Raw genomic sequence first — 20,868 nt, 5'->3', positions numbered from 1 at the left:
GGACAGGCGTCAGGGGTGGGCGGTGAGGCCTTCGGCGTCCGCTGTGGCCGGGGTGCCGACGACGCCGTGCAGGTGGCAGGCGGCCTGCTGACCGGGCGCACCCGCCGGCTGCAGCGCGGGGTCGACGTCGTCGCACGGCTCGAACACGTACGGGCAGCGGGTGCGGAACCGGCAACCGCTGGGGACGGCGGCCGGAGAGGGGACGTCGCCGCGCAGCACGATGCGCTCCCGCTGCCGCTCCAGTGCCGGGTGCGGCAGCGGCACCGCGGAGAGCAGCGCCTGCGTGTAGGGCATCTGCGGATCGCTGCCCACCGCGGACGCCGGCCCGATCTCCACGATCCGCCCCAGGTACATGACCGCGATCCGGTCGGAGATGTGCCGGACGGCGGACAGGTCGTGGGAGATGAACAGCAGCGTCAGGCCGAGCCGGCGCTGCAGCCGGCGCAGCAGGTTCAGGACCTGCGCCTGCACGCTCACGTCGAGGGAGGCGATGGCCTCGTCGCAGACCAGGAAGTCCGGCTCCCCGGCCAGGGCGCGGGCGATGCCCACCCGCTGCCGCTGCCCGCCGGAGAACTCGTGCGGGTACCGGCCGGCGACGGCGGGGTCCAGCCCGACCAGCTCGAGCAGCTCGGCCACCCGGGCCGCCTTGTCCCGCCCCTTCCGCAGGCCGTGCACCTCCAGCGGCTCGGCGACGGTCTGGGCGACGGTGCGCCGCGGGTCGAGGGAGGCGAACGGGTCCTGGAACACCATCCCGGCGCGGCGGCGCAGCTCCTTGAGCCCGCGCCCCTCCAGGCCGGTGATGTCGGTGCCGTCGAAGGTGATGCTGCCGCCGGTGGAGGGCACCAGCCGCAGCAGCGCGTTGCCGAGCGTGGACTTCCCGCAGCCGGACTCCCCGACCAGGCCGAGCGTCTCGCCGCGCAGCACGTCGAGGTCCACGCCGTCCACGGCGCGCAGCAGGCCGGCCGGCTTGCGCCGCAGCCCACCGCGGCCGATCGGGAAGTGCACCTCCAGCCCGCGGGCGGAGACCAGGACGTCGTCGCTCATCGGGCCTCCCCCGAGCTTTCGGTACCGAGAGCCGAGGTCTCCGTGCACCAGGTCGCCGCCCGGTGCGGCAGCGCACCCGACGACGGGCCGATCTGGACCAGCGGCGGCTGCTCGGTCTCGCAGCGGGCGTCGCCGCGCACCGGGCAGCGCGGCCAGAACACGCAGCCCGGCGGCAGGTCGGTCGGCGCCGGCGGGGTGCCGGGCACCGTGGCCAGGTCGGGGACGACGCCGTCGACGGCCGGCTGCGCCAGATCGGGCAGCGCTCCCAGCAGTCCGCGGGTGTACGGGTGGGCCGGGTGCTCGAGGACGTCGTCCACCGTGCCGTCCTCCACGCAGCGCCCGCCGTACATGACCAGCACCCGGTCGGCGATGCCCGCGACGACGCCGAGGTCGTGGGTGATCCAGATGACGCCGGTGCCGTGGTCGGCCTGCAGCTTCTCGACCAGGTCGATGATCTGCGCCTGCACGGTGACGTCGAGGGCCGTCGTCGCCTCGTCGGCGATGAGCAGCGCCGGTGAGTTCGACAGCGCGATCGCGATGATCACCCGCTGCCGCATGCCGCCCGACAGCTCGTGCGGGTAGCGGTCCAGCGCGCCGTCCGGGTCGGGCAGGCCGACCTCGCCGAGCAGCTCGGCGGCGCGCCGGCGGGCGGCGGCCTTGTCCATGTCGCTGTGCGCGCGCAGCCCCTCGACGAGCTGCCGACCGATGGTGAGCACCGGGTTGAGCGAGGTCATCGGGTCCTGGAAGACCATGCCGGCACCGGGTCCGCGCACCTGCCGCAACCGCTCGGGCGGCATGGTGAGCAGGTCCTCGCCCTGCAGCAGGGCGCGTCCCGTCACCGTCGCCACGCCCCGCGGCAGCAGCCCGAGCAGCGCGAGCACCGAGACGCTCTTGCCGCTGCCGGACTCCCCGACGACGGCGACCGTCTCCCCCGGCCCGACGCTGTAGGACAGCCCGTTGACGACGTCGGCCGGGCCGCGCGGCGTGCGCAGCCGCACCCGGAGGTCCTCGACCTCCAGCACCGGTGTCGGCGCGCTCACCGGCCACCTCCGGCCATCAGCGTCCGCTGCCGCGGGTCCAGCACGTCGCGCAGCCCGTCACCGAGCAGGTTGAAGCAGAGCACGGTCAGGAAGATCGCCATCCCGGGGAAGAAGGCCAGCCACCAGGCCAGGTCGATGTAGCCGCGGCCCTCGGCGAGCATCAGCCCCCACGACGGGTTCGGCGGCTGGGTGCCCAGCCCGAGGAAGGACAGCGCCGCCTCGGCCAGCACGGCGAACGCCAGGCTGATCGAGGTCTGCACGATGATCGGCGGCGCGGCGTTGGGCAGCACGTGCCGGGTGAGCAGCCGGAGGTCCGAGGCACCCACCGACCGCGACGCCCGCACGTAGACCTCTTCCCGCACGCCCAGCACGCTGGCCCGGGTCACCCGGGCGAAGATCGGGACGTAGACGATGCCGATGGCCAGCGCGGTGTTGCCCGACCCCGGCCCGCGGACGGCGAGGATCGCGATGGCCAGCAGCACCGCCGGGAAGGCGAACAGCATGTCCATGAACCGCATGAGGACGTCGTCGACCCACCGGCCGTAGTAGCCGGCGAGCAGGCCGATGACCGTGCCGATCAGCAGGGCGATTCCCACGGCGAGGAAGCCCACCCGCAGCGACACGCCGGCGCCGAGGATGACGCGGCTGAGGATGTCGCGGCCGAGGTCGTCGGTGCCGAACGGGTGCTCCCAGCTGGGCGCCTGCAGCCGGTCCTCGACGGAGATCTGGTTGGCCCCGCTGGGAGCGATCGACTCGTCGAAGATCGCCATGAGCACGATGCCGAGCAGCACCAGCGCCGACCCGGCCGCCGTCGGGTTGCGCAGGAGCAGGCCCAGCGTCTCCCGCCACCGCGGTCGCGGTGGGCGGGAGGTGGACGGGACGCCGGCATCGGTCGCGGTCGGCGACGCGGCCGGCTCGGGCAGCGGCTGACCGGTCATGGCAGCAGGACCCGGCTGGGTGTCATCGGCAGCAGGACTCGGCTGTGGGTCATCGGCAGCAGGACTCGGCTGGGTGTCATCGGCGGATCCGGGGGTCGATGGCCGTGTAGAGGACGTCCACGACCAGGTTGATGACCAGGAAGACCACGGCGAACAGCAGGATCGCCCCCTGGAGCACCGGGTAGTCGCGGGCCTGCACCGCCTGGAGCGCCAGCTGCCCCAGCCCGGGCCAGGAGAACACGATCTCCACCACGACGACGCCGGACAGCAGGTAGGCCAGCTGCACGCCGGTGACCGTGACCAGCGGGAGCAGGGCGTTGCGCAGCACGTGCCAGCCGAACACCTGGCGGGTGCGCAGCCCCTTCGCCTGCGCCGTCCGGACGTGGTCGGAGCCCAGCGCCTCCAGCACGCTGGAGCGCACGAACCGGGTGATCACCGAGCCCGAGACCGTGCCGGTGACCAGCGCGGGCAGGATCAGCCGCTGCAGCCAGCCGAGCGGGTCCTCGCTGAGCGGGACGTAGCCGCCGGAGGGCAGCCAGCCGAGCGTGCCGGCGAACACCAGGATGAGCACGATGGCCATCCAGAAGTCCGGCACGGAGATGCCGAACTGGCTGATCACGGTGGCGAACCGGTCGACCAGCGACCGGGGCCGCAGCGCCGAGACGGTGCCCAGCGGGATGGCGATCGCCAGCGCGACCACGATGGAGGCGAAGGCGAGCGTGAGCGTCGCGGGCAGCCGCTCGGCGATCAGCGAGGTGACCGTCTCGCCGCTGCGGAAGCTCACCCCGAGGTCACCGGTGAGCGCCCGCCCCGCCCAGTTGAAGTACTGCTGCACCAGGGGCTGGTCCAGGCCCGACCGCTCCAGGAGCGCGTCGTAGGTCTCCTGGTCGAACCGGGTGCCGAGGGCGAGCCGGATCGGGTCGCCCGGTACGAGCTGCACCAGGGCGAACACGATGACGCTCACCCCCACCAGGACGACCAGCGCCTGGCCGACCCGGCGGAGGAGGTAGCCGGTCAGGGCAGCTCCACGTTCTCGAAGTTGATCGCCTTGTCCGCCCGCAGCTGGTAGCCCTGCAGGTCCGGTGCCCAGGCCTGCACGACGTCGGGGTTGTAGAGGTACAGGTAGGAGACGTCGTCGACGATGATCCGCGCGGCCTGGTCGTAGATCTCCTTGCGGGCGTCCTCGTCGGTCTCGGTCGAGCCCTGCTGCAGCAGCTGGTCGACCTCCGGGTTGCTGTAGCCCTGGTAGTTGTTCGGGCCGTCGGTCTGGTGCTGCTCCTGGTAGTACGCCGCGGGGTCGAGGTTGCCCAGCCAGCCGAGGTAGAAGGCGTCGAAGTCGCCCTGGCCCTGGCGGTCCAGCCAGGTGGCGAAGTCCAGCGTCTCGATGTTCACGTCGATGCCGATCGGCTCCAGCTGGCTGGCGATCACCTGCGCCGCGGTGACCGTCTCCGGGAACTCGTCGGTGACCATCAGGCCCATGGTCAGCGGCGTCTGGACGCCGGCCTGCTCGAGCAGCTGGCGCGCCTGGTCGGGGTCGGGCTCGAACGGGGCGTAGTCGCTGTGGAAGAAGCTGTCCTCCGGGATCGCCGTCTGGTTGGGCTGGGCCGCCCCGAACCACGCCGCCTCGGCCACGGCCTCCCGGTCGATGGCGAAGGAGATCGCCCGGCGGACGTCGCGGTTGTCGAACGGCGGGCGGCCGAAGTTCATGGCCATGTACCAGTAGTCGACGCTCGGGGTGGTCTGCAGCTCGACGGAGTCGTCGTCGGCCAGCGACTCGATCTGCTGCGGCGGGACGTTGTCGGTCCACTGCACCTCGCCGTTCTGCAGCGCGGTGAGCGCCGCCGCCGGCTCGGTGATGTAGCGGAACTCGACGCCGTCGATGCTGGGCGCCCCGCCCCAGTAGTCCTCGAAGGCGGTCAGCTCGGTGCTGCTGGCGTCGGAGCTCTCCAGCCGGAAGGGCCCGGTGCCGTTGGCCTCGGTCGTGAGGTCCAGCTCCTCGGCGGCGTTCTCCGGGAGGATCGCCATCCCCTTGAACGACCCGATCCGCTCCAGCAGGTTCGGCGTCGGCTGGGTGAGCCGGATGACGACGGTCTGCGGGCCGTCGGCCTCGACCGACTCGACGTTCTGGAACCGGAACGAGTTGCTGAGCTCCTCGTCGATGATCCGGTTGTAGGAGTAGACGACGTCGGCGGAGTCGAACTCGCTGCCGTCGTGGAAGGTGACGTCGTCGCGGAGCGCGAACGTCCAGGTGAGACCGTCCTCGCTGGTCTCCCACGACTCGGCCAGGCTCGGCTCGAAGGTGAGGTCCTCCGCGTTCGGCACGACGAGGGTGTCGTACACGTTCTCCAGGACCTGGAAGCTCGGGTAGGCCGTCGTCACGTGCGGGTCGAACTGGTCGGGCTGCGCGCTGACCGCGGCGATCAGCGTGCCGGCCCCGCCACCGCCGCCGCCGCCGTTCCCGGTGTCGACCGAATCACCTCCACCGCACGCGCTCAGGGCGAGGGCGCCGGTGGCGGCGAGGGCGAGGGTGCGAGTGGCGCGCACGGGGGCCTCCAGGTGCTCCGAGGTTCGTCGTCCGACCTCGACCCTGGACCCGTCGCCGCTGGTCCGCGACCCGAAGTCGCCCTCGGAACCGATCGTTGCCGCATCGCAACACAGCGGGTCCCGCCGGTGGTCAGCCCACCGGGACGTCGGATCAGCGGATCTGGACCCCGGAGATCGCCCGGGCGATGACCAGGCGCTGGATCTCCGAGGTGCCCTCGAAGATCGTGTAGATCTTGGCGTCGCGGGCCATCCGCTCGACGGGGTAGTCGCGGGTGTAGCCGTTACCGCCGAGGATCTGCATCGCCTGCTCGGTCACCCGCACCGCGGTCTCCCCGGCGACGAGCTTGCTCATCGACCCCTCGGCCGAGGTGAACTGCTGGCCGGTGCGGGCCATCCACGCCGCCCGCCACACCAGCAGCCGCGCGGCGTCGATCGCGGTCTTCATGTCGGCGAGCATGAAGGCGATCGCCTGGTTCTCGATGATCGGGCGGCCGAACTGGACCCGCTGCTTCGCGTAGTCCAGGGCGTACTCGTAGGCGGCCCGCGCAACGCCCACCGCCTGGGCGCCGACGCCAGGCCGGGTGCGCTCGAAGGTGGCCATCGACGGCTGGGTGCGCCCGCTCCGCAGCCCCTCCCGCGCGCGGGCCAGCCGCTCCTCCAGCCTGTCGCGGCCGCCGAGCAGGCAGTTCCCCGGGACGCGGCAGCCGTCGAGCACGACCTCGGCGGTGTGCGAGGCGCGGATGCCGTGCTTGAGGAACTTCTGCCCCTGCGCGATGCCCGGCGTGCCCGGCGGGACGACGAAGCTCGCGTGCCCGCGGGTGCGCAGCTCCGGGTCGACGACCGCGGTGACGACGTGGACGTCGGCGATGCCGCCGTTGGTCGCCCAGGTCTTGGTGCCGGTCAGCACCCACTCGTCGGTCTTCTCGTCGTAGACCGCGCGGGTGCGCATGGCCCCGACGTCCGAGCCGGCGTCCGGCTCCGAGGAGCAGAAGGCCGCGACCCCGGGCTCGTCGACGGTCCCGAACATCTGCGGCACCCACGTGCCGACCTGCTCGTCGGTGCCGTTCGCCGTCACGCTCGCCGCCGCGAGGGTGGTGCCGACGATCGCCAGCCCGATCCCGGCGTCACCCCAGAAGAGCTCCTCCATGGTGATCGGGACGCCGAGGCCGGACTCGTCGAACCACTGGGTGGCGAAGAAGTCCAGCGAGTAGAGACCGATCTTCGCGGCCTCCTGCAGCACCTCCCACGGGAAGTCCTCGCGCTCGTCGTACTCGGCCGCGGCCGGGCGGACGACGTCGGCCGCGAACCGGTGCACCCACCCCTGCAGCTCGACCTGGTCCTCGGTCAGTTCGAACGACACGGCCATGCGCGGACTCCTCCCCGTGAACGGTCCCTCGCGCGATCAGAAGTACCGGACGTCACTGCGGGCGGATCGTCCCCAGCAGGTGGTCGCTGCCGCTCTTCGCGTTGCGGACGGCGAGGTCCCAGCCGCCGTCGACCTGCGCCGTCGAGAGGGTGACCGTCGAGGGCAGGAACAGCGGCTTCTTGAACTGGACGTCGTAGGCGAACGCCTCGGGCAGCCGGTTGGCGACCGCGCCCAGCGCGCGGGCCTTCACCCACATGCCGTGCGCGATCGCCCGCTTGAAGCCGAACGCCTTCGCGGTGAGCCCGGAGAGGTGGATCGGGTTCACGTCACCGGAGACCTTGGCGTAGCGCCGTCCGGCGTCGTCCGGGACCCGCCAGGTGGCCACGGCCCGGTCCAGCGCACCGACGTGCACGTCGACGTCGGCGGCCTCGGCGCCGGCCGGTGCCGAGGCGCCACGGGCCAGGTAGGTGGAGCGCGACCGCCACACCTCCGCGCCCCCGGTGGACACCGACGCGCACAGGTCGACGGTGGCGCCGCTGCGGTGGGTGGCGAAGCGCTCGGCCCAGACCTCGAGGTCCAGCCGCGCGGCCACCGGCACCGGCGCCAGCTGCTCGATCCGGTTGCGCACGTGCACCAGCCCCGGCAGCGCGAGCGGGAACGCGCGGTCGCTCATGAGCACCATCTGCAGCGGGAAGGCGAGCATGTGCGGGTAGGTGGCCGGCAGCACGTCGCCGAACGGCAGCCGGCACACCCGCGCGTACTCGGCGAGGTGCGCGCGGTCGACCTCCACCCCGGTGCGCGCCACGCGGTCGTCGGGCAGCGCGCCGCCGCGCCCCCAGGCGGTGACGGTGGCCTTGGCGTAGAGCGCGCCCAGGTTCGGCGCCGCGTCCAGCGTCGTCGTGGCCATCAGGCGCCCAGCATCGACTGGCCGCACACCCGCACGACCTGGCCGTTGACCCCGGCGCTGCCCGGCTGCGCGAGCCAGGCGATGGTCTCGGCGACGTCGACCGGCAGCCCACCCTGGGACAGGGAGTTGATCCGGGAGCCGATCTCGCGCCTGCCGAAGGGCATCTTCGCCGTCATCTCGGTGACGATGAAGCCCGGCGCGACCGCGTTGATGGTGGCGCCGCGCTCGGCGAACCGCGGCGCCCAGGCGCGCACCATGCCGATGACGCCGGCCTTGGACGCCGCGTAGTTGGTCTGCCCGCGGTTGCCGGCGATGCCGGACTGCGAGGAGACGGAGACGACGCGGGCGCCGGGCTTCAGGACGTCGCCGTCGTCGAGCAGCGCCTGGGTGATGTCCAGCTGGGCCTGCAGGTTCACCGCCATGACCGAGTTCCAGCGGGCGGCGTCCATGTTGACCAGCAGCTTGTCGCGGGTGATCCCGGCGTTGTGCACCACGATGTCGACCCCGCCGTGCCGCTCGCGCAGGTGCTCGACGAGCCGCTGCGGTGCGTCGGGGGCGGTGATGTCGAGCTGCAGCGCCGTCCCGCCGATCTCGTTGGCGACCTTCGCCAGGCTGTCCCCCGCCGCCGGGATGTCGACGGCGACGACGTGCGCGCCGTCGCGCGCCACGACCTGTGCGATGGAGGCGCCGATGCCGCGAGCCGCGCCGGTGACGACGGCGACCTTGCCGGCCAGCGGCTTCTCCGGGTCACCGGACGCCGGCACGTCCGCCGCGGCGAGGGTGACGCCCTGCCCGTCGACGTAGGCCGAGCGGCCGGAGAGGAAGAAGGTGAGCGGGCTCGCCAGGGACGCCTCGGCGCCCTCGGGCACGTAGATCGCGTTCGCCGTCGACCCGTTCAGCAGCTCCTTGCCGATCGAGCGGGTGAGCCCGTCGACGGCCTGGCGGGCCGCCGCCTGCGCCGGGGTCTCCGCCTGTGCCGGCGGGTCGGCGAGGACGACCACCCGGCCGCTGGCGCGCAGCCGCCTGATCGCCGGGGCGAGGAAGTCGTGCGCGGCGGCGAGGTCGCCGGGGCCGCTCAGGCCGGTGGCGTCGAGGACGACCGCGCCCAGCTTCTCGCCGTCGGTGCTGCCGTCGGCGGCGACCGGGGACAGCACGGTCACGCCGGCGTCCCGGAGGACGGCGGTGACGGTGTCGCGCAGCCGGCCTCCGCCGGCCGTGCCGACGACCACCGGCCCGGGCAGCAGCGGCTCGCCCGGCTCGTAGCGGCGCAGCACCGCGGGCCGGGGCAGGCCGAGCTGCTTGCTGATCGTCGTGCCGACACCGGAGTTGACGAAGTTCGTGTACCAGTCGCTCACAACTCTCTCCTTCTCCCAGCTTTCGGTACCGAAAGCTGAGCGGGGATCCGCAGCTTTCTGTACCGAAAGCTGGCGGGGTGGGTCAGGACTCGAGGATGGCGACGACGCCCTGGCCGCCGGCGGCGCAGATGGAGATCAGGCCGCGCTTGCCCGGGCCCGCCTCGTGCAGCTGCTTCGCCAGCTGGGCGACGATCCGGCCGCCGGTCGCGGCGAACGGGTGCCCGGCGGCCAGCGACGAGCCGTTGACGTTGAGCTTCGACCGGTCGATCGAGCCCAGCGGGGCGTCCAGGCCCAGCTTGCCCTTGCAGTACGCCGGGTCCTCCCAGGCCTTCATCGTGGCGAGCACCGTCGAGGCGAACGCCTCGTGGATCTCGTAGAAGTCGAAGTCCTGCAGGGTCAGGCCGTTGCGGGCGAGCATGACCGGGACGGCGTAGACGGGGGCCATGAGCAGCCCCTCGCCGCCGTGCACGTAGTCGACGGCGGCAGTCTGCGCGTCGACCAGGTGGGCGAGCACCGGCAGCCCCTTGGCCTCGGCCCACTCGTCCGACGCCAGCAGCACCGCCGACGCCCCGTCGGTCAGCGGGGTGGAGTTGGCCGCGGTCATGGTGGCGTCGGGGTCGCCCGTGCCGAAGACCGGCTTCAGCGTCGCCAGCTTCTCGACGCTGGAGTCCGGGCGCAGGTTGTTGTCGCGGGTCAGGCCCAGGTAGGGGGTGACCAGGTCGTCGAAGAAGCCGCGGTCGTAGGCGGCGGCCATGTTCTGGTGGGAGAGGACCGCGAGCTCGTCCTGCTCCTCGCGGCCGATCTGCCACTCCTTGGCGGTGATCGCGGCGTGGTCGCCCATCGCCAGTCCGGTGCGGGGCTCGGCGTTGCGCGGGATCTCCGGCACCAGCTGACCGGGGCGGATCCGCGCCAGGGCCTTGAGCCGGTCGGCCACGGTCTTGGCGTTGTTCAGCGAGATCAGGGTGCGCCGCAGGTCGTCGCCGACCGCGAGCGGGGCGTCGGACGTGGTGTCGACGCCGCCGGCGATACCGGCCTCGATCTGCCCCAGGGCGATCTTGTTGGCGACGAGGATCGCCGCCTCCAGGCCGGTGCCGCAGGCCTGCTGGATGTCGTAGGCCGGGGTCGTGGGCGACAGCTGGGAGCCCAGCACCGACTCCCGGGTCAGGTTGAAGTCGCGGGCGTGCTTGAGGACGGCGCCGGCGACGACCTCGCCCACCGACTCGCCCTGCAGCCCGAAGCGGGCGACCAGCCCGTCCAGGGTCGCGGTCAGCATGTCCTGGTTGGACGCCTGGGCGTAGGCGGTGTTCGAGCGCGCGAACGGGATCCGGTTACCGCCGACGATCGCGGCCTTGCGGGTCGGGGTTGCCATCGGGACCTCCGGGGTCGGGTGGAGTGGCCGGTACTCAGAGTACGCGGTACCGTCGTTCACATGAAAGCCGAGGTGGTGAGACGCTCGTCGCAGGGCGGTGCATTGCCCGACAAGATCGCGCCCACACGTGATCGCCGCGACTCGAGGTGGGACGACCACCGGAAGGAGCGACGTCGGCAGCTGGTCGACGCCGCCATGGCCGCCGTCGGCAAGCACGGCACCGGGGTCGGCATGGACGACATCGCCGCCGAGGCCCGGACCAGCAAGACGGTGGTCTACCGCCACTTCGCCGACCGCTCCGACCTGCACCTCGCCGTCTGCGGCCGGGTGGCCGAGCAGCTGCTCACCCAGCTGCGCGAGGCGATGGCCAGCAGCCAGCACCCCCGGGCGATGACCGCCGCCGCGATCGAGGCCTACCTCGCCTTCATCGAGGCCGACCCCGCGCTCTACCGGTTCGTCGTCTCCGCCGTCCCCGCCGACCGGCCGGCGGACGCCGACCCGATCGCCGGCCTCTCCGAGCTTGTCGGCGACCGGGCCGCTGCCCTCATGGCCGAGGCGCTGGCGGCCGCCGGCCGCGATCCCGCCGCCGCCCAGCCCTGGGGGCACGGTGTCATCGGCATGGTGCGCGCGGCCGCCGACTGGTGGCTGCGCGCGGAGCGCCCCATGCTCCGCTCCGAGCTCGCCGCCCACCTCACCGACCTCGCCTGGACCGGGCTGTCCGGCGTCGTGACCACCGATGTTCGCCCCACCGAAGCTCGCACCGAGGAGGACCTGTGACCACCAGCCTGCCCCCGACGGTCGACCCCGACCGGATCCGCGACGTCCTCGACGGCCGCTGGGCGCACATCCGCCGCGACGCCCGCGAGAACCTCGGCGACGCCGACTTCCTGCCCGTCTACGGGGAGTCGATGGCCGAGGCGCGCGAGCGGGTCACCCGCGCCGCGGCGAAGCTGGCCGCCTCCGGCCGGGTGGGCTTCGGCTTCCCCGAGGAGTACGGGGGCGAGGCGGACTCCGGCGCGTCGGTCACCTCCATCGAGATGCTCGCCTTCGCCGACCTGTCGCTCATGGTGAAGGCCGGCGTCCAGTGGGGTCTGTTCGGGGGCGCGCTGGAGCTGCTGGGCACCCGCCGGCACCACGAGCGGTACCTGCGCGACGTCATGAGCTTCGACCTGCCCGGCTGCTTCGCGATGACCGAGACCGGCCACGGGTCCGACGTCCAGCAGCTGCGCACCACCTGCACCTACGACCCCGCGACGCAGTGCTTCGACCTGCACACCCCGCACCAGGCCGCCCGCAAGGACTACATCGGCAACGCCGCCAAGGACGGCCGCATGGCCGTGGTGTTCGCCCAGCTGGTCACCCAGGGGCAGAACCACGGCGTGCACGCCTGGCTGGTGCCGATCCGCGACGAGCAGGGCAACCCGCTGCCCGGCGTCACGATCGAGGACGACGGCCCGAAGGCCGGCCTGCTCGGCGTCGACAACGGCCGGCTGACCTTCGACCACGTCAGCGTCCCGCGCGACATGCTGCTGGACCGCTACGGGCAGGTCGCCGAGGACGGCAGCTACACCTCCGGCATCGAGAACGAGACCCGCCGCTTCTTCACCATGCTGGGCACCCTGGTCCGCGGCCGGGTCAGCGTCGGCGGCTCGGCGTCGTCGGCCACCAAGCTGGCGCTGGACATCGCGGTCAACTACGGCCAGGTGCGCCGGCAGTTCGCCGCCCCCGGCGAGGACCGCGAGATCGTCATCAACGACTACCTGGTGCACCAGCGCAAGCTGCTGCCGGCGCTGGCCCGCACCTACGCGCTGCACTTCGCCCAGGGCGAGCTGGTCGAGACCATGCACGACGTGCAGACGGCGGTGCACGTGCACGGCCAGGAGATCGACGAGGCGGCCCAGCGCGAGCTCGAGTCGCGGGCCGCCGGGCTGAAGGTGGCGCAGACCGCGCACGCCACCGCCACCATCCAGATGTGCCGCGAGGCGTGCGGCGGTGCCGGCTACCTGCAGGAGAACCGGCTCCCGCACCTCAAGGCCGACACCGACGTCTTCACCACCTTCGAGGGCGACAACACCGTCCTGCTGCAGCTGGTGGCCAAGGGCCTGCTCACCGGCTACCGCGACACCTTCGGCTCGCTGGAGGGCTGGGGGAAGGTCGGCTTCATCGCCGACATGGTCCGCGAGACCGTGCTGGAGCGGACGGCGGCCCGCGGGCTGATCGCCCGGCTCGTCGACGCCGTCCCCGGTCGCGACGACGAGGTGCCGCTGCTCGACCGCGGCTGGCAGCTGAAGATGTTCGAGTTCCGCGAGAAGCACACGCTCGAGGGCGCGATGCGGCGGCTGCGCAAGAACTCGACCACCGAGGGCATGGCCCCGTTCGACATGTTCAACGACGTCCAGGACCACGTGCTGGCCGCGGCCCGGGCGCACATCGAGCGGATCGTGCTCGAGGCGTTCGTCGCCGGCGTCGACCGGGCCCCCGACCCGGACACGAAGGCGCTGCTCGACACGGTGTGCGACCTGTACGCGCTCTCCACGCTCGAGGCCGACCGCGCCTGGTTCATGGAGCACGGCCAGCTCACGCCCGCGCGCGGCAAGACGCTCACCGGCACGGTGAACAGCCTGCTCCGGGAGCTGCGGCCGCACATCTGCACGCTGGTCGAGGCCTTCGCCATCCCGGACGCGTGGAAGGCCGCCGCGATCCTGCGCGAGGAGCCCGACCGCCAGGAGACGATGGCCGCCCGCGACGCCGAGCTGCGGGAGCAGACCCCCGAGGGGACGGCGACGGACCTGGACGTCCCCCCGGGTCAGTAGCGGTCGATCATCGTCGGGTGGCTGCCCGGCACGCCGCCGGGGCCGGCCGTCCGACGATGATCACGCAGGTGTCGGGTCAGTTCAGCCGGAGGGCGAGGACGGCGACGTCGTCCTCGGCGTCGGGCAGGAACATGTGCTCCAGCACCTGGTCGCAGAGCTCGTCCAGCGGCAGGTCCGCGCAGGCGCGGAGCACGGCAAGGAGCTGGTCGGTGCCGGCGTCGATGTCGCGGTCCCGCCGCTCGACCAGCCCGTCGGTGTAGAGCAGCACGGTCGAGCCCGGGGCGAGCGGCACGGTGTGGTCCTGCCGGTGGCAGCCGGGGGCGACGCCGAGCAGCAGGTCGGCCGTCTCCCCACCGAGCAGCCGCACCGAGCCGTCGGCGTCGACCAGCACTGGCGGCGGGTGCCCGGCGCTGGCCCAGCGCAGCAGCAGCGGCTCGCCGTCCCCCTGGGGCTCCAGCCGCGCCACCAGCGCGGTCGCCATCGTGCGCAGCGACAGCCCGCTCAGCGCCCGGTCCACCTCGCCGAGCACCTCGGCGGGCGTGCCGCCGCCGGAGTAGCTGATCCCGCGCAGCAGCCCGCGCACCTGACCCATGGCCGCCGCGGCCCGGGTGTCGTGCCCGACGACGTCGCCGATCGCCAGCACCGTGGCACCGCCGGCCTGCAGGAAGGCGTCGTACCAGTCCCCGCCGATCTCCGCGCCCTCGGCGGCCGGCACGTACCGCACCACGATCCGGCCGTGCTCGCTGTCCGGTGGCTCGGTCAGCATGCTGCGCTGCAGGGCGTCCGCGAGCTCCCGCTGCTGGCCGTAGAGCCGCGAGTGGTGCAGCGCCATCCCGGCCCGGCGGCCGATCTCGACGGCCGTGTCGACGTCGGCCGCCGAGTGCGCGCCGCGCACGGCCTCGTTCAGCAGGCAGAGGACGCCGACCGTCTGCCCCCGGGAGGTCAGCGGCACCGCGGCCGCCGCAGCGGGGGCCAGGGCGAGCAGCGCGGCGCGCGCGTCCTCGTCGGCCAGCGACATCGCCATGCGCTCGGGGCTGAGCTCGGGGATCACGAGCGGCTGCCCCGTCCGGTAGACCAGCCGCGGTGCGCCGTCGTCGGTCACCGCGTGCAGCATCCGGCGGACGTAGGCGGCCACCTCGTCGCGGCGGGCGGGGTCGCGGTGCGAGCTGGCCGACTCCTGCAGGCGGCCGTGGTCGTCGGTGGTGACGATCCAGCACCAGTCGCCGAGCCGCGGGACGACCAGGCGGGCCAGCCGCTGCAGCTGCTCGTCGATGTCCAGCGTGCTGGACAGCACCCGGCCCGCCTCGGCCAGCAGCGCCAGGCGCTGGTTGGCCTCGGTCATCGCCGTGACGGCGGTCGCGCGCGCCGCGTCGGCCTGCAACCGGGAGACGCTCAGCGCGATCTGCGCGGCGAGGCCGTCGAGCAGGCGCAGGTCCTCGTCGTCGAACGCGTGGTCGGTGGTCCAGTAGACGGCGAAGCTGCCCAGCAACCGGCCCTCGACCACGAGCGGCAGCGAGGCCAGCGCGTGCACGTGGAGCACCTCGGTCACCTGCGCCATGGCGGGGAAGCGGGCCGCGCCCTCCGCGGCGCTGGGCAGCAGCACCCGCTCCCCGGTCCGGGCGGTGTACTGGGTGGGCAGCTCGTCGTCGAGCTCCAGGGGCAGCCCGGTGCCGGTCAGCTCCTCCTGGGTCCCGGCGCGGACCGCGTCGATCAGCCGGCCACCCAGGTAGAGCCGCGCTCCGGTGCCGTCCGGGTCGAGGACCGCGATCCCGCCCGATTCGGCGCCGAGCACCTCGGCGCCGCGCAGCGTGATGTCGGCCAGCTCGCTGATCGCGGTGGCGCCGGCGACCTGCGCGGCCACCTCCGCGATCGCCGCGGCCCGCTGGACCGCGGCCAGCCGGGTGTCGGCCTCGCTCCGCGCGTCGGTCACGTCGAGGACGGTGCCGAGGATCCGTTCCGGTTCCCCCGCGGGATCGGTCAGCACCCGCCCGCGGCAGACGATCCAGCGGGTCGGGCCGTCGCGGCGGACGACGCGGATCTCGAGCGAGTACTCGGCCCGCGCCTCGATCGCCTGCTCCATGATCCGCTGGGCGGCTGCCTGGTCGTCGGGGTGCACGTGCTCGGCGAACAACCGGTCCATCGGCACGCGGGTGGCCCGGTCGAACCCGAAGATGGCCGCGCTGCGCTCGTCCCAGTCGATGAAGCCGCGCCGCAGGTCCACCTCCCAGATGCCCACCGAGCTGGCCTCCAAGGCGACGCCGAGCCGCCGCTCCGACCACGTCACGTCGGCGTTCGCGGCCGCCAGCTCCAGCTCGGCCACGACCGGGGCCGCCAGCTGCCGCAGCAGCTCGGCCTCGTCGTCGGTCCACGCCCGCGGGTGGGCGTCGTACAGCGCCAGCACCCCGACGACGTGCCCCGACGCGGTGATCAGCGGCGACCCGAGGTAGGAACCGACCTGCCCCGACGTGACGGCGGGCAGGCCGCCAACCCGCTCGTCGGCGCGGGCGTCGGCGACGGCCAGGGGCGCGCCGCTGCTCACCACCATCGCGGAGAGGGCGCCGGTCAGCAGCGCCGGGCCGCCGACCACGCCCGGGGGCAGCCCGTGGCCACCGACGACGACGTCCTCGTCGGTGAAGAGGGTGATCTTGGCGTGCCCCGCACCCACCAGGCGCGCCGCCAGCCCGGAGAGGCGGTCGTAGGCGGCGTGGCCGGACACCTCGGAGAGCAGCCGGCGGGCCGTCGCGACCCGCATCGGGTCGGCCAGCACGTCGCCGGCCGCGGCCGGCCGGGCGGTGTCCTGCTCGGGAGCGGACGACGACGGCATGCGCTCCCCCTCCGCCCGCCATGGGCAGCGGACCGGTCGGAGCGCTGCCCGCCCATGCTGTCACGGCGCGCGGCCCCTGCGGTGGAACGACGGGTTGCTCCCTCCCCCGGGTGACCGCCGCCACCCCGGTTCAAGCAGCGGCGCCCCGCGACCGATGAGGAGGGCATGTTCGGCACACGCACGGCCGGCCTGCCGGACTGCCGTCCGCTGCTCGCCGACCCCGACGACCTGACGCTGGTGTTCCAGCCGATCGTCGACCTGGCCGCGGCCAGCGTGGTGGGCTACGAGGCCCTGGCCCGCTTCCCGGGGGCTGCCGGACCGGACGTCTGGTTCGCCGCCGCCGCGCAGAGCGGGATCGCCGCCGAGCTCGAGGCGCTGGCCATCCACAAGGCCCTGGCGTACGTGCCGCAGCTGCCGGCCAACACCTTCCTGACCGTGAACGTGAGCCCGCACCTGCTCGGCACGCCGCCGGTGCAGGAGGCCCTCGCGGTGCGGCCCGATCTGCACCGCGTCGTCGTCGAGCTCACCGAGCACACGCCGGTCGACGACCTGGCGACCCTGCGCCGGCAGACCGACCGGCTGCGCGAGCGCGGCGCCCTCATCGCGCTGGACGACGCCGGGAGCGGCTACTCCGGGCTCCAGCAGATGGCCGTCGTCCGCCCGCAGATGGTGAAGCTCGACCGCGCGCTGGTCGCCGACGTCGACGCCGACCCCGTGCGCATGGCCCTGGCCGAGATGGTCGGCGAGTTCGCCGGCCGGATCGACGCCTGGCTCCTCGCCGAGGGCGTCGAGACCCCCGCCGAGCTGGCCGCCTTCGCCCGGCTCGGCGTCCCCCTGGTCCAGGGCTGGCTCCTGGGCCGCCCCGCCCCCGCGTTCGCCCCGCTCGCGCCCGAGGTGGTCGACCTGGTGCGCGCGCAGGTGGCGCGGGCCCGCCTCACCGAGAGCGTGGCCAGCCTGGTCCGCCCGGTGCACCAGGTCTCCGCCGACGAGCTCGACGGCGCCGGCGCCGGCGTCACCCCCGCCGTCCTGGTCGGTCCGCACGGCGAGCCGTCGGCCCTGCTGCTGGCCGACCCGCGCACCGGGGAGGCCTACACGGCGCCGGTCTCGCTGCGGGTGCACCCCTCCACCGACGTCCAGGAGACGCTGCAGCGGGCGCTCACCCGGCCTCCGCCGCACCGCTTCGAGCCCGTGGTCTGCACCGACCCCACCGGTCACGTCCTCGGGCTGCTCCGCATCGAGGACCTCGCCACGGCTCGCCCGAGCCGCTGACCCCGACCCCCGGCCGCCGCCCGGCAGGCCGGTCGCACGTCCGCACCACCGACAAGGAGTCCCCATGAAGCGCTTCGCCTGCGGCGACATCATCCCCGGCTGCGACGCCGTGTTCTCCGCCGCCGACGAGGACGGCATCTTCGCCCAGGCCGCCCCGCACGCGGCCAGCGAGCACGGGATCACCGCCGACCAGATCACCCCCGAGCTCATGGACCGCTTCCGCGCGGCCATGGTCACGGTCTGAGCCGAGGAGCCGACGTGAAGCACTTCGCCTGCGGCGACATCATCCCCGGCTGCGAGTCCACGTTCACCGCCCCGGACGACGCGGGGATCCTTGCGCAGACGCGGCGCCACGCCGTCGAGGCGCACGGGATGCCCGAGCCGGGCACCGACTCGGACCCGCTCGTCCTCCCGGCGATCCGGACCGTCTGACGGAGGGACCCCCTGCCCGCTCCGGGGCCAGGGGGTCCTCCGCTAGCTGCTGGCCTTCGTCAGGGAACGCAACTGCTCGTCGGTGAGCACGAGGTCCTGCATGGGCAAGAGGTCGGCGAGCTGCTCCACCGAGCGGCCGGAGGCGATGGGCGCGACCACCGTCGGCTGCTCGGCCAGCCAGCGCAGCGCCACCGCCGGCACCGGCACGCCCTGTTCGGCCGCGACGTCGGCCAGCGCGGCGAGCACCCGGTCGCCGCGCTCCCCCACGTAGGCCCCCGCGCCCTGGGCCCGTGGCGAGTCGACCTGCTCCCCCGCGCGGTACTTGCCGGTGAGGAAACCCTTGGCCAGCGCGAAGTAGGGCAGCGTGCCGATCCCCTGGGCGGCCACGACGTCGCGTAGCCCGTCCTCGTAGCCCGGCCGCTCCACCAGGTTGTAGTGCGTCTGCAGCGCCGCGTACCCGCGCACGCCCAGCCGGTCCGCGGTCTCCCGGGCCTCGGCCAGCCGCGCCGCCGAGTAGTTCGAGGCCGCGGCGTAGCGCACCTTGCCCGCCTGCACCAGCTCGTCGAACGCCGTGAGGGTCTCCTCCAGCGGCGTCGTCGCGTCGTCGTAGTGCGCGTAGTAGAGGTCGATCCGGTCGGTGCGCAGGTTGCGCAGCGAGCGCTCGGCGGCCGCGCGGATCTCCCCGGCCGCCAGCGGGTGCTCCTTGCGCCCCGGTGAGGCCTTGGTGGCGACGACGACGCGGTCGCGCACCCCGCGCTCGGCCATCCAGGCGCCCAGGATCTGCTCGGAGACGCCGTCGCCGTACATCTCGGCGGTGTCGACGAACGGCGCGACGGTGCTCGGGGTGGCGTCGAGGTAGCGGTCCAGCACGGCGAAGGACGTCGCCTCGTCCGCCGTCCAGCCGAAGACGTTGCCGCCCAGGCAGAGGTCGCTGACGGTCAGATCGGTCCCGGGGAGCTGCGGCATCCCCCCACGCTAGGTGGGCCGGAGGGGACCCGCCTGATCGGACCTGGTGGGGCGGATGTGACCCTGGAGTCGCCGGAAAGCCCTGGAAACCGCCCCCACTGGCGGATCCCGGGGCCCTCATGGCACCGTGCCCGGGGCCCGGCCTCCGACGGAGCGGGCCCCCGGGCCGGGTGCCGAACCCAGGCACCAGCCACCTCTACGGAAGGAAGCTCATGAACAAGGCCGAACTGGTCTCCGCCATCGCCAAGCGCGCCGACGTCCCGGCCTCGACCGTCGACTCGGTCCTCGCCGGCCTCCAGGACGAGCTGGTCGACGCCATCACCCGTGGCGAGAAGGTCGCCGTCTCCGGCCTCCTGACCGTCGAGCGCACCCAGCGCTCCGCTCGCACCGGCCGCAACCCGCAGACCGGCGAGACGATCGAGATCGCCGCTGCCAACACCGTCAAGGTGACCGCCGGCTCGAACCTCAAGAAGGCCGCGAGCAGCGTCCCGGTCGCCTGACCGGTACCGCACGCGCACGCCGAGATCGGCGATCCTCCCCGCTCACGAGCGGGCGGGGTCGCCGATCTCGTGCGTGCGCGGCGTCAGAGGTAGCGGCGGTAGACGACGGTCGCGACCATCGCCGGCTTGGCGCCGCCCTCGATCTCGACCGTCACCCCGAGGCTCATCTGGATGCCACCCTCGAAGGGGGTCGCGGCCTCCATCGTGGCGCCGGCGCGGATCCGCGCCCCCACGGGCACCGGTGAGGGGAAGCGCACCTTCTCGGTGCCGTAGTTGACACCCATCCGGAACCCGGAGATCTCCACGATCTGCGGCACCAGCGAGGGCAGCAGCGACAGCGTCAGGTAGCCGTGCGCGATCGGACCGCCGAACGGGCTCTCCTTCTTCGCCCGCTCCGGGTCCACGTGGATCCACTGGTGGTCGCCGGTCGCCTCGGCGAAGAGGTTCACCCGTTCCTGGGTCACCTCGACCCAGTCGCTGTGGCCGAGGTGCTGCCCGACGAGCCCCTGCACGCCCTCGACGCCGTCGACGGTGGTCTGCGCCATCTGCCCTGTCCCCTTCGTCTCGGTCTGGTTGGCTGACTCCACCACACCCGCGTCGTCGAGGAGGGAACGGGTTGCTCCGCATCGGTGCGCTGGACGTGCCAGACGGCGACTTCGTGCTGATGGCGATCGTGAACCGGACACCCGACTCGTTCTACGACCGCGGGGCGACCTACGCCATGGACGCCGCCCTCGCGCGGGTGGACCGCGTCGTGGCCGAGGGCGCGGACATGGTCGACGTCGGCGGTGTGAAGGCTGCGCCGGGCGAGGAGGTGTCGCCCGCCGAGGAGGTGCGCCGCACCGTCGACCTGGTCGCCGCGATCCGCGCCGCGCACCCGGCGCTGCCCATCTCGATCGACACCTGGCGGGCCTCCGTGGCCCGGGAGGCGCTGGCCGCCGGCGCCGACGTCGTCAACGACGCCTGGGGTGGCGTCGACCCCGAGCTCGCCGCCGTCGCCGCCGAGGCCGGCGCGGGGATCGTCTGCACGCACGCCGGCGGGCTGCCGCCGCGCACCCGGCCGCACCGGGTGCAGTACGACGACGTCGTCGCCGACATCGTCAGGCGGACGACGGCGCTGGCCGAGGCCGCGGTCGCGGCGGGCGTGGACCGCGACCGCGTGCTGGTCGACCCCGGCCACGACTTCGGCAAGAACACCCGCCACTCGCTGGAGGCCACCCGGCGGCTCGACGAGCTGGTGGCGACCGGCTGGCCGGTGCTCGTGGCGCTGTCGAACAAGGACTTCGTGGGCGAGACGCTCGCCGTCCCGGTGGAGCAGCGGCTCACCGGCACGCTGGCCAGCACGGCGGTGAGCGCCTGGCTGGGCGCCCGGGTCTTCCGCGCGCACGACGTCGCCCCGACCCGGCAGACCCTCGACATGGTCGCCTCGATCCGGGGCACCCGCCCGCCGGTCCGCACCGTCCGCGGCCTCGCCTGAGCTCTCGGGACCGAGAGCTCGCCC

At 73.6% G+C, this 20,868-nt stretch carries 19 protein-coding genes; 7 read left to right on the top strand and 12 right to left on the bottom strand.

Translation table 11 applies throughout. The annotated features are described in order from the left end of the window. Window positions 1-9 precede the first annotated feature (9 nt). From DQ241_RS18935 to DQ241_RS18895, 9 genes are all read right to left on the bottom strand, one after another. The gene (locus DQ241_RS18935; RefSeq protein ID WP_113831762.1) at window positions 10-1,044 is read right to left on the bottom strand and encodes an ABC transporter ATP-binding protein; all 1,035 of its coding nucleotides are present in this window, start codon (window positions 1,042-1,044) and stop codon (window positions 10-12) included. Further along, the gene (locus DQ241_RS18930) at window positions 1,041-2,084 is read right to left on the bottom strand and encodes an ABC transporter ATP-binding protein (RefSeq protein WP_113831761.1); all 1,044 of its coding nucleotides are present in this window, start codon (window positions 2,082-2,084) and stop codon (window positions 1,041-1,043) included. Before DQ241_RS18930 ends, DQ241_RS18935 begins: the two co-directional genes overlap by 4 nt. Next, entirely contained in the window at window positions 2,081-3,022 is a 942-nt protein-coding gene (locus tag DQ241_RS18925) for an ABC transporter permease (protein ID WP_199584743.1), read from the bottom strand. Before DQ241_RS18925 ends, DQ241_RS18930 begins: the two co-directional genes overlap by 4 nt. Window positions 3,023-3,098: 76 nt before the next feature. Further along, window positions 3,099-4,040, bottom strand: a complete 942-nt coding sequence (locus DQ241_RS18920; protein ID WP_113831805.1) for an ABC transporter permease — start codon at window positions 4,038-4,040, stop codon at window positions 3,099-3,101. Then, window positions 4,037-5,566: an ABC transporter substrate-binding protein gene (locus tag DQ241_RS18915; RefSeq protein ID WP_113831760.1), complete on the bottom strand. Its 1,530-nt coding sequence runs from the start codon at window positions 5,564-5,566 to the stop codon at window positions 4,037-4,039. The genes DQ241_RS18920 and DQ241_RS18915 overlap by 4 nt, the downstream gene beginning before the upstream one ends. 151 nt (window positions 5,567-5,717) lie before the next feature. After that, window positions 5,718-6,932, bottom strand: coding sequence for an acyl-CoA dehydrogenase family protein (locus DQ241_RS18910; protein ID WP_113831759.1), 1,215 nt, complete (start codon window positions 6,930-6,932; stop codon window positions 5,718-5,720). Between the two features lie 52 nt (window positions 6,933-6,984). Continuing rightward, window positions 6,985-7,839, bottom strand: coding sequence for a MaoC/PaaZ C-terminal domain-containing protein (locus tag DQ241_RS18905; RefSeq protein ID WP_113831758.1), 855 nt, complete (start codon window positions 7,837-7,839; stop codon window positions 6,985-6,987). Beyond that, the gene (locus tag DQ241_RS18900) at window positions 7,839-9,194 is read right to left on the bottom strand and encodes a 3-oxoacyl-ACP reductase (protein WP_113831757.1); all 1,356 of its coding nucleotides are present in this window, start codon (window positions 9,192-9,194) and stop codon (window positions 7,839-7,841) included. Before DQ241_RS18900 ends, DQ241_RS18905 begins: the two co-directional genes overlap by 1 nt. Before the next feature lie 82 nt (window positions 9,195-9,276). After that, window positions 9,277-10,563, bottom strand: a complete 1,287-nt coding sequence (locus DQ241_RS18895; protein ID WP_113831756.1) for an acetyl-CoA C-acetyltransferase — start codon at window positions 10,561-10,563, stop codon at window positions 9,277-9,279. A 60-nt stretch (window positions 10,564-10,623) separates the two neighbouring features. Here DQ241_RS18895 and DQ241_RS18890 point away from each other — a divergent pair, with 60 nt between their 5' ends. Then, window positions 10,624-11,340, top strand: a complete 717-nt coding sequence (locus DQ241_RS18890; RefSeq protein WP_199584741.1) for a TetR family transcriptional regulator — start codon at window positions 10,624-10,626, stop codon at window positions 11,338-11,340. Beyond that, window positions 11,337-13,376 (top strand): acyl-CoA dehydrogenase, encoded by a 2,040-nt coding sequence (locus tag DQ241_RS18885; protein ID WP_113831755.1) that lies wholly within the window; start codon window positions 11,337-11,339, stop codon window positions 13,374-13,376. Before DQ241_RS18890 ends, DQ241_RS18885 begins: the two co-directional genes overlap by 4 nt. 76 nt (window positions 13,377-13,452) lie before the next feature. On the opposite strand, the gene DQ241_RS18880 is transcribed toward DQ241_RS18885, so the two are convergent. After that, window positions 13,453-16,200 carry a SpoIIE family protein phosphatase gene (locus DQ241_RS18880; protein ID WP_113831754.1) on the bottom strand — a complete coding sequence of 916 codons (2,748 nt, stop codon included), beginning with the start codon at window positions 16,198-16,200 and terminating at the stop codon, window positions 13,453-13,455. Between the two features lie 165 nt (window positions 16,201-16,365). On the opposite strand from DQ241_RS18880, the gene DQ241_RS18875 reads away from it, so the two are divergent. The 3 genes from DQ241_RS18875 (at window position 16,366) to DQ241_RS18865 (ending at window position 17,901) form a co-directional block, all read left to right on the top strand. After that, the gene (locus tag DQ241_RS18875) at window positions 16,366-17,469 is read left to right on the top strand and encodes an EAL domain-containing protein (RefSeq protein ID WP_113831753.1); all 1,104 of its coding nucleotides are present in this window, start codon (window positions 16,366-16,368) and stop codon (window positions 17,467-17,469) included. A 64-nt stretch (window positions 17,470-17,533) separates the two neighbouring features. Beyond that, a complete protein-coding gene (locus DQ241_RS18870) occupies window positions 17,534-17,713 on the top strand; it encodes a DUF1059 domain-containing protein (protein WP_113831752.1) in 180 nt (59 codons plus the stop codon). Window positions 17,714-17,727: 14 nt separating this feature from the next. Next, window positions 17,728-17,901, top strand: a complete 174-nt coding sequence (locus tag DQ241_RS18865) for a DUF1059 domain-containing protein (RefSeq protein WP_113831751.1) — start codon at window positions 17,728-17,730, stop codon at window positions 17,899-17,901. A 42-nt stretch (window positions 17,902-17,943) separates the two neighbouring features. Here the strand turns inward: DQ241_RS18865 and DQ241_RS18860 are convergent, their stop codons facing one another. After that, the gene (locus tag DQ241_RS18860) at window positions 17,944-18,867 is read right to left on the bottom strand and encodes an aldo/keto reductase (protein ID WP_113831750.1); all 924 of its coding nucleotides are present in this window, start codon (window positions 18,865-18,867) and stop codon (window positions 17,944-17,946) included. A 212-nt stretch (window positions 18,868-19,079) separates the two neighbouring features. Between DQ241_RS18860 and DQ241_RS18855 the strand changes: the two genes are divergently transcribed. After that, window positions 19,080-19,367 (top strand): HU family DNA-binding protein, encoded by a 288-nt coding sequence (locus tag DQ241_RS18855; protein ID WP_113831749.1) that lies wholly within the window; start codon window positions 19,080-19,082, stop codon window positions 19,365-19,367. An 83-nt stretch (window positions 19,368-19,450) separates the two neighbouring features. Here DQ241_RS18855 and DQ241_RS18850 read toward each other — a convergent pair whose 3' ends face one another. Continuing rightward, window positions 19,451-19,912 (bottom strand): MaoC family dehydratase, encoded by a 462-nt coding sequence (locus tag DQ241_RS18850; protein WP_113831803.1) that lies wholly within the window; start codon window positions 19,910-19,912, stop codon window positions 19,451-19,453. Between the two features lie 71 nt (window positions 19,913-19,983). On the opposite strand from DQ241_RS18850, the gene folP reads away from it, so the two are divergent. Beyond that, window positions 19,984-20,844: a dihydropteroate synthase gene (gene folP, locus DQ241_RS18845; protein WP_113831748.1), complete on the top strand. Its 861-nt coding sequence runs from the start codon at window positions 19,984-19,986 to the stop codon at window positions 20,842-20,844. Window positions 20,845-20,868 lie beyond the last annotated feature (24 nt).

It is taken from the genome of Blastococcus sp. TF02A-30, from assembly GCF_003319185.1.
Classification (GTDB): domain Bacteria; phylum Actinomycetota; class Actinomycetes; order Mycobacteriales; family Geodermatophilaceae; genus Blastococcus.
This window is presented reverse-complemented; position numbering and strand designations above follow the sequence as displayed.

What these genes read in the sequence shown, in the direction of transcription:
- DQ241_RS18860 (WP_113831750.1), bottom strand. Translation starts at nt 18,867, where the DNA reads ATGCCGCAGCTCCCCGGGACCGATCTGACCGTCAGCGACCTCTGCCTG.
- DQ241_RS18905 (WP_113831758.1), bottom strand. Translation starts at nt 7,839, where the DNA reads ATGGCCACGACGACGCTGGACGCGGCGCCGAACCTGGGCGCGCTCTAC.
- DQ241_RS18895 (WP_113831756.1), bottom strand. Translation starts at nt 10,563, where the DNA reads ATGGCAACCCCGACCCGCAAGGCCGCGATCGTCGGCGGTAACCGGATC.
- DQ241_RS18875 (WP_113831753.1), top strand. Translation starts at nt 16,366, where the DNA reads ATGTTCGGCACACGCACGGCCGGCCTGCCGGACTGCCGTCCGCTGCTC.
- DQ241_RS18855 (WP_113831749.1), top strand. Translation starts at nt 19,080, where the DNA reads ATGAACAAGGCCGAACTGGTCTCCGCCATCGCCAAGCGCGCCGACGTC.
- DQ241_RS18910 (WP_113831759.1), bottom strand. Translation starts at nt 6,932, where the DNA reads ATGGCCGTGTCGTTCGAACTGACCGAGGACCAGGTCGAGCTGCAGGGG.
- DQ241_RS18870 (WP_113831752.1), top strand. Translation starts at nt 17,534, where the DNA reads ATGAAGCGCTTCGCCTGCGGCGACATCATCCCCGGCTGCGACGCCGTG.
- DQ241_RS18880 (WP_113831754.1), bottom strand. Translation starts at nt 16,200, where the DNA reads ATGCCGTCGTCGTCCGCTCCCGAGCAGGACACCGCCCGGCCGGCCGCG.
- DQ241_RS18850 (WP_113831803.1), bottom strand. Translation starts at nt 19,912, where the DNA reads ATGGCGCAGACCACCGTCGACGGCGTCGAGGGCGTGCAGGGGCTCGTC.
- DQ241_RS18890 (WP_199584741.1), top strand. Translation starts at nt 10,624, where the DNA reads ATGAAAGCCGAGGTGGTGAGACGCTCGTCGCAGGGCGGTGCATTGCCC.
- DQ241_RS18935 (WP_113831762.1), bottom strand. Translation starts at nt 1,044, where the DNA reads ATGAGCGACGACGTCCTGGTCTCCGCCCGCGGGCTGGAGGTGCACTTC.
- DQ241_RS18925 (WP_199584743.1), bottom strand. Translation starts at nt 3,022, where the DNA reads ATGACCGGTCAGCCGCTGCCCGAGCCGGCCGCGTCGCCGACCGCGACC.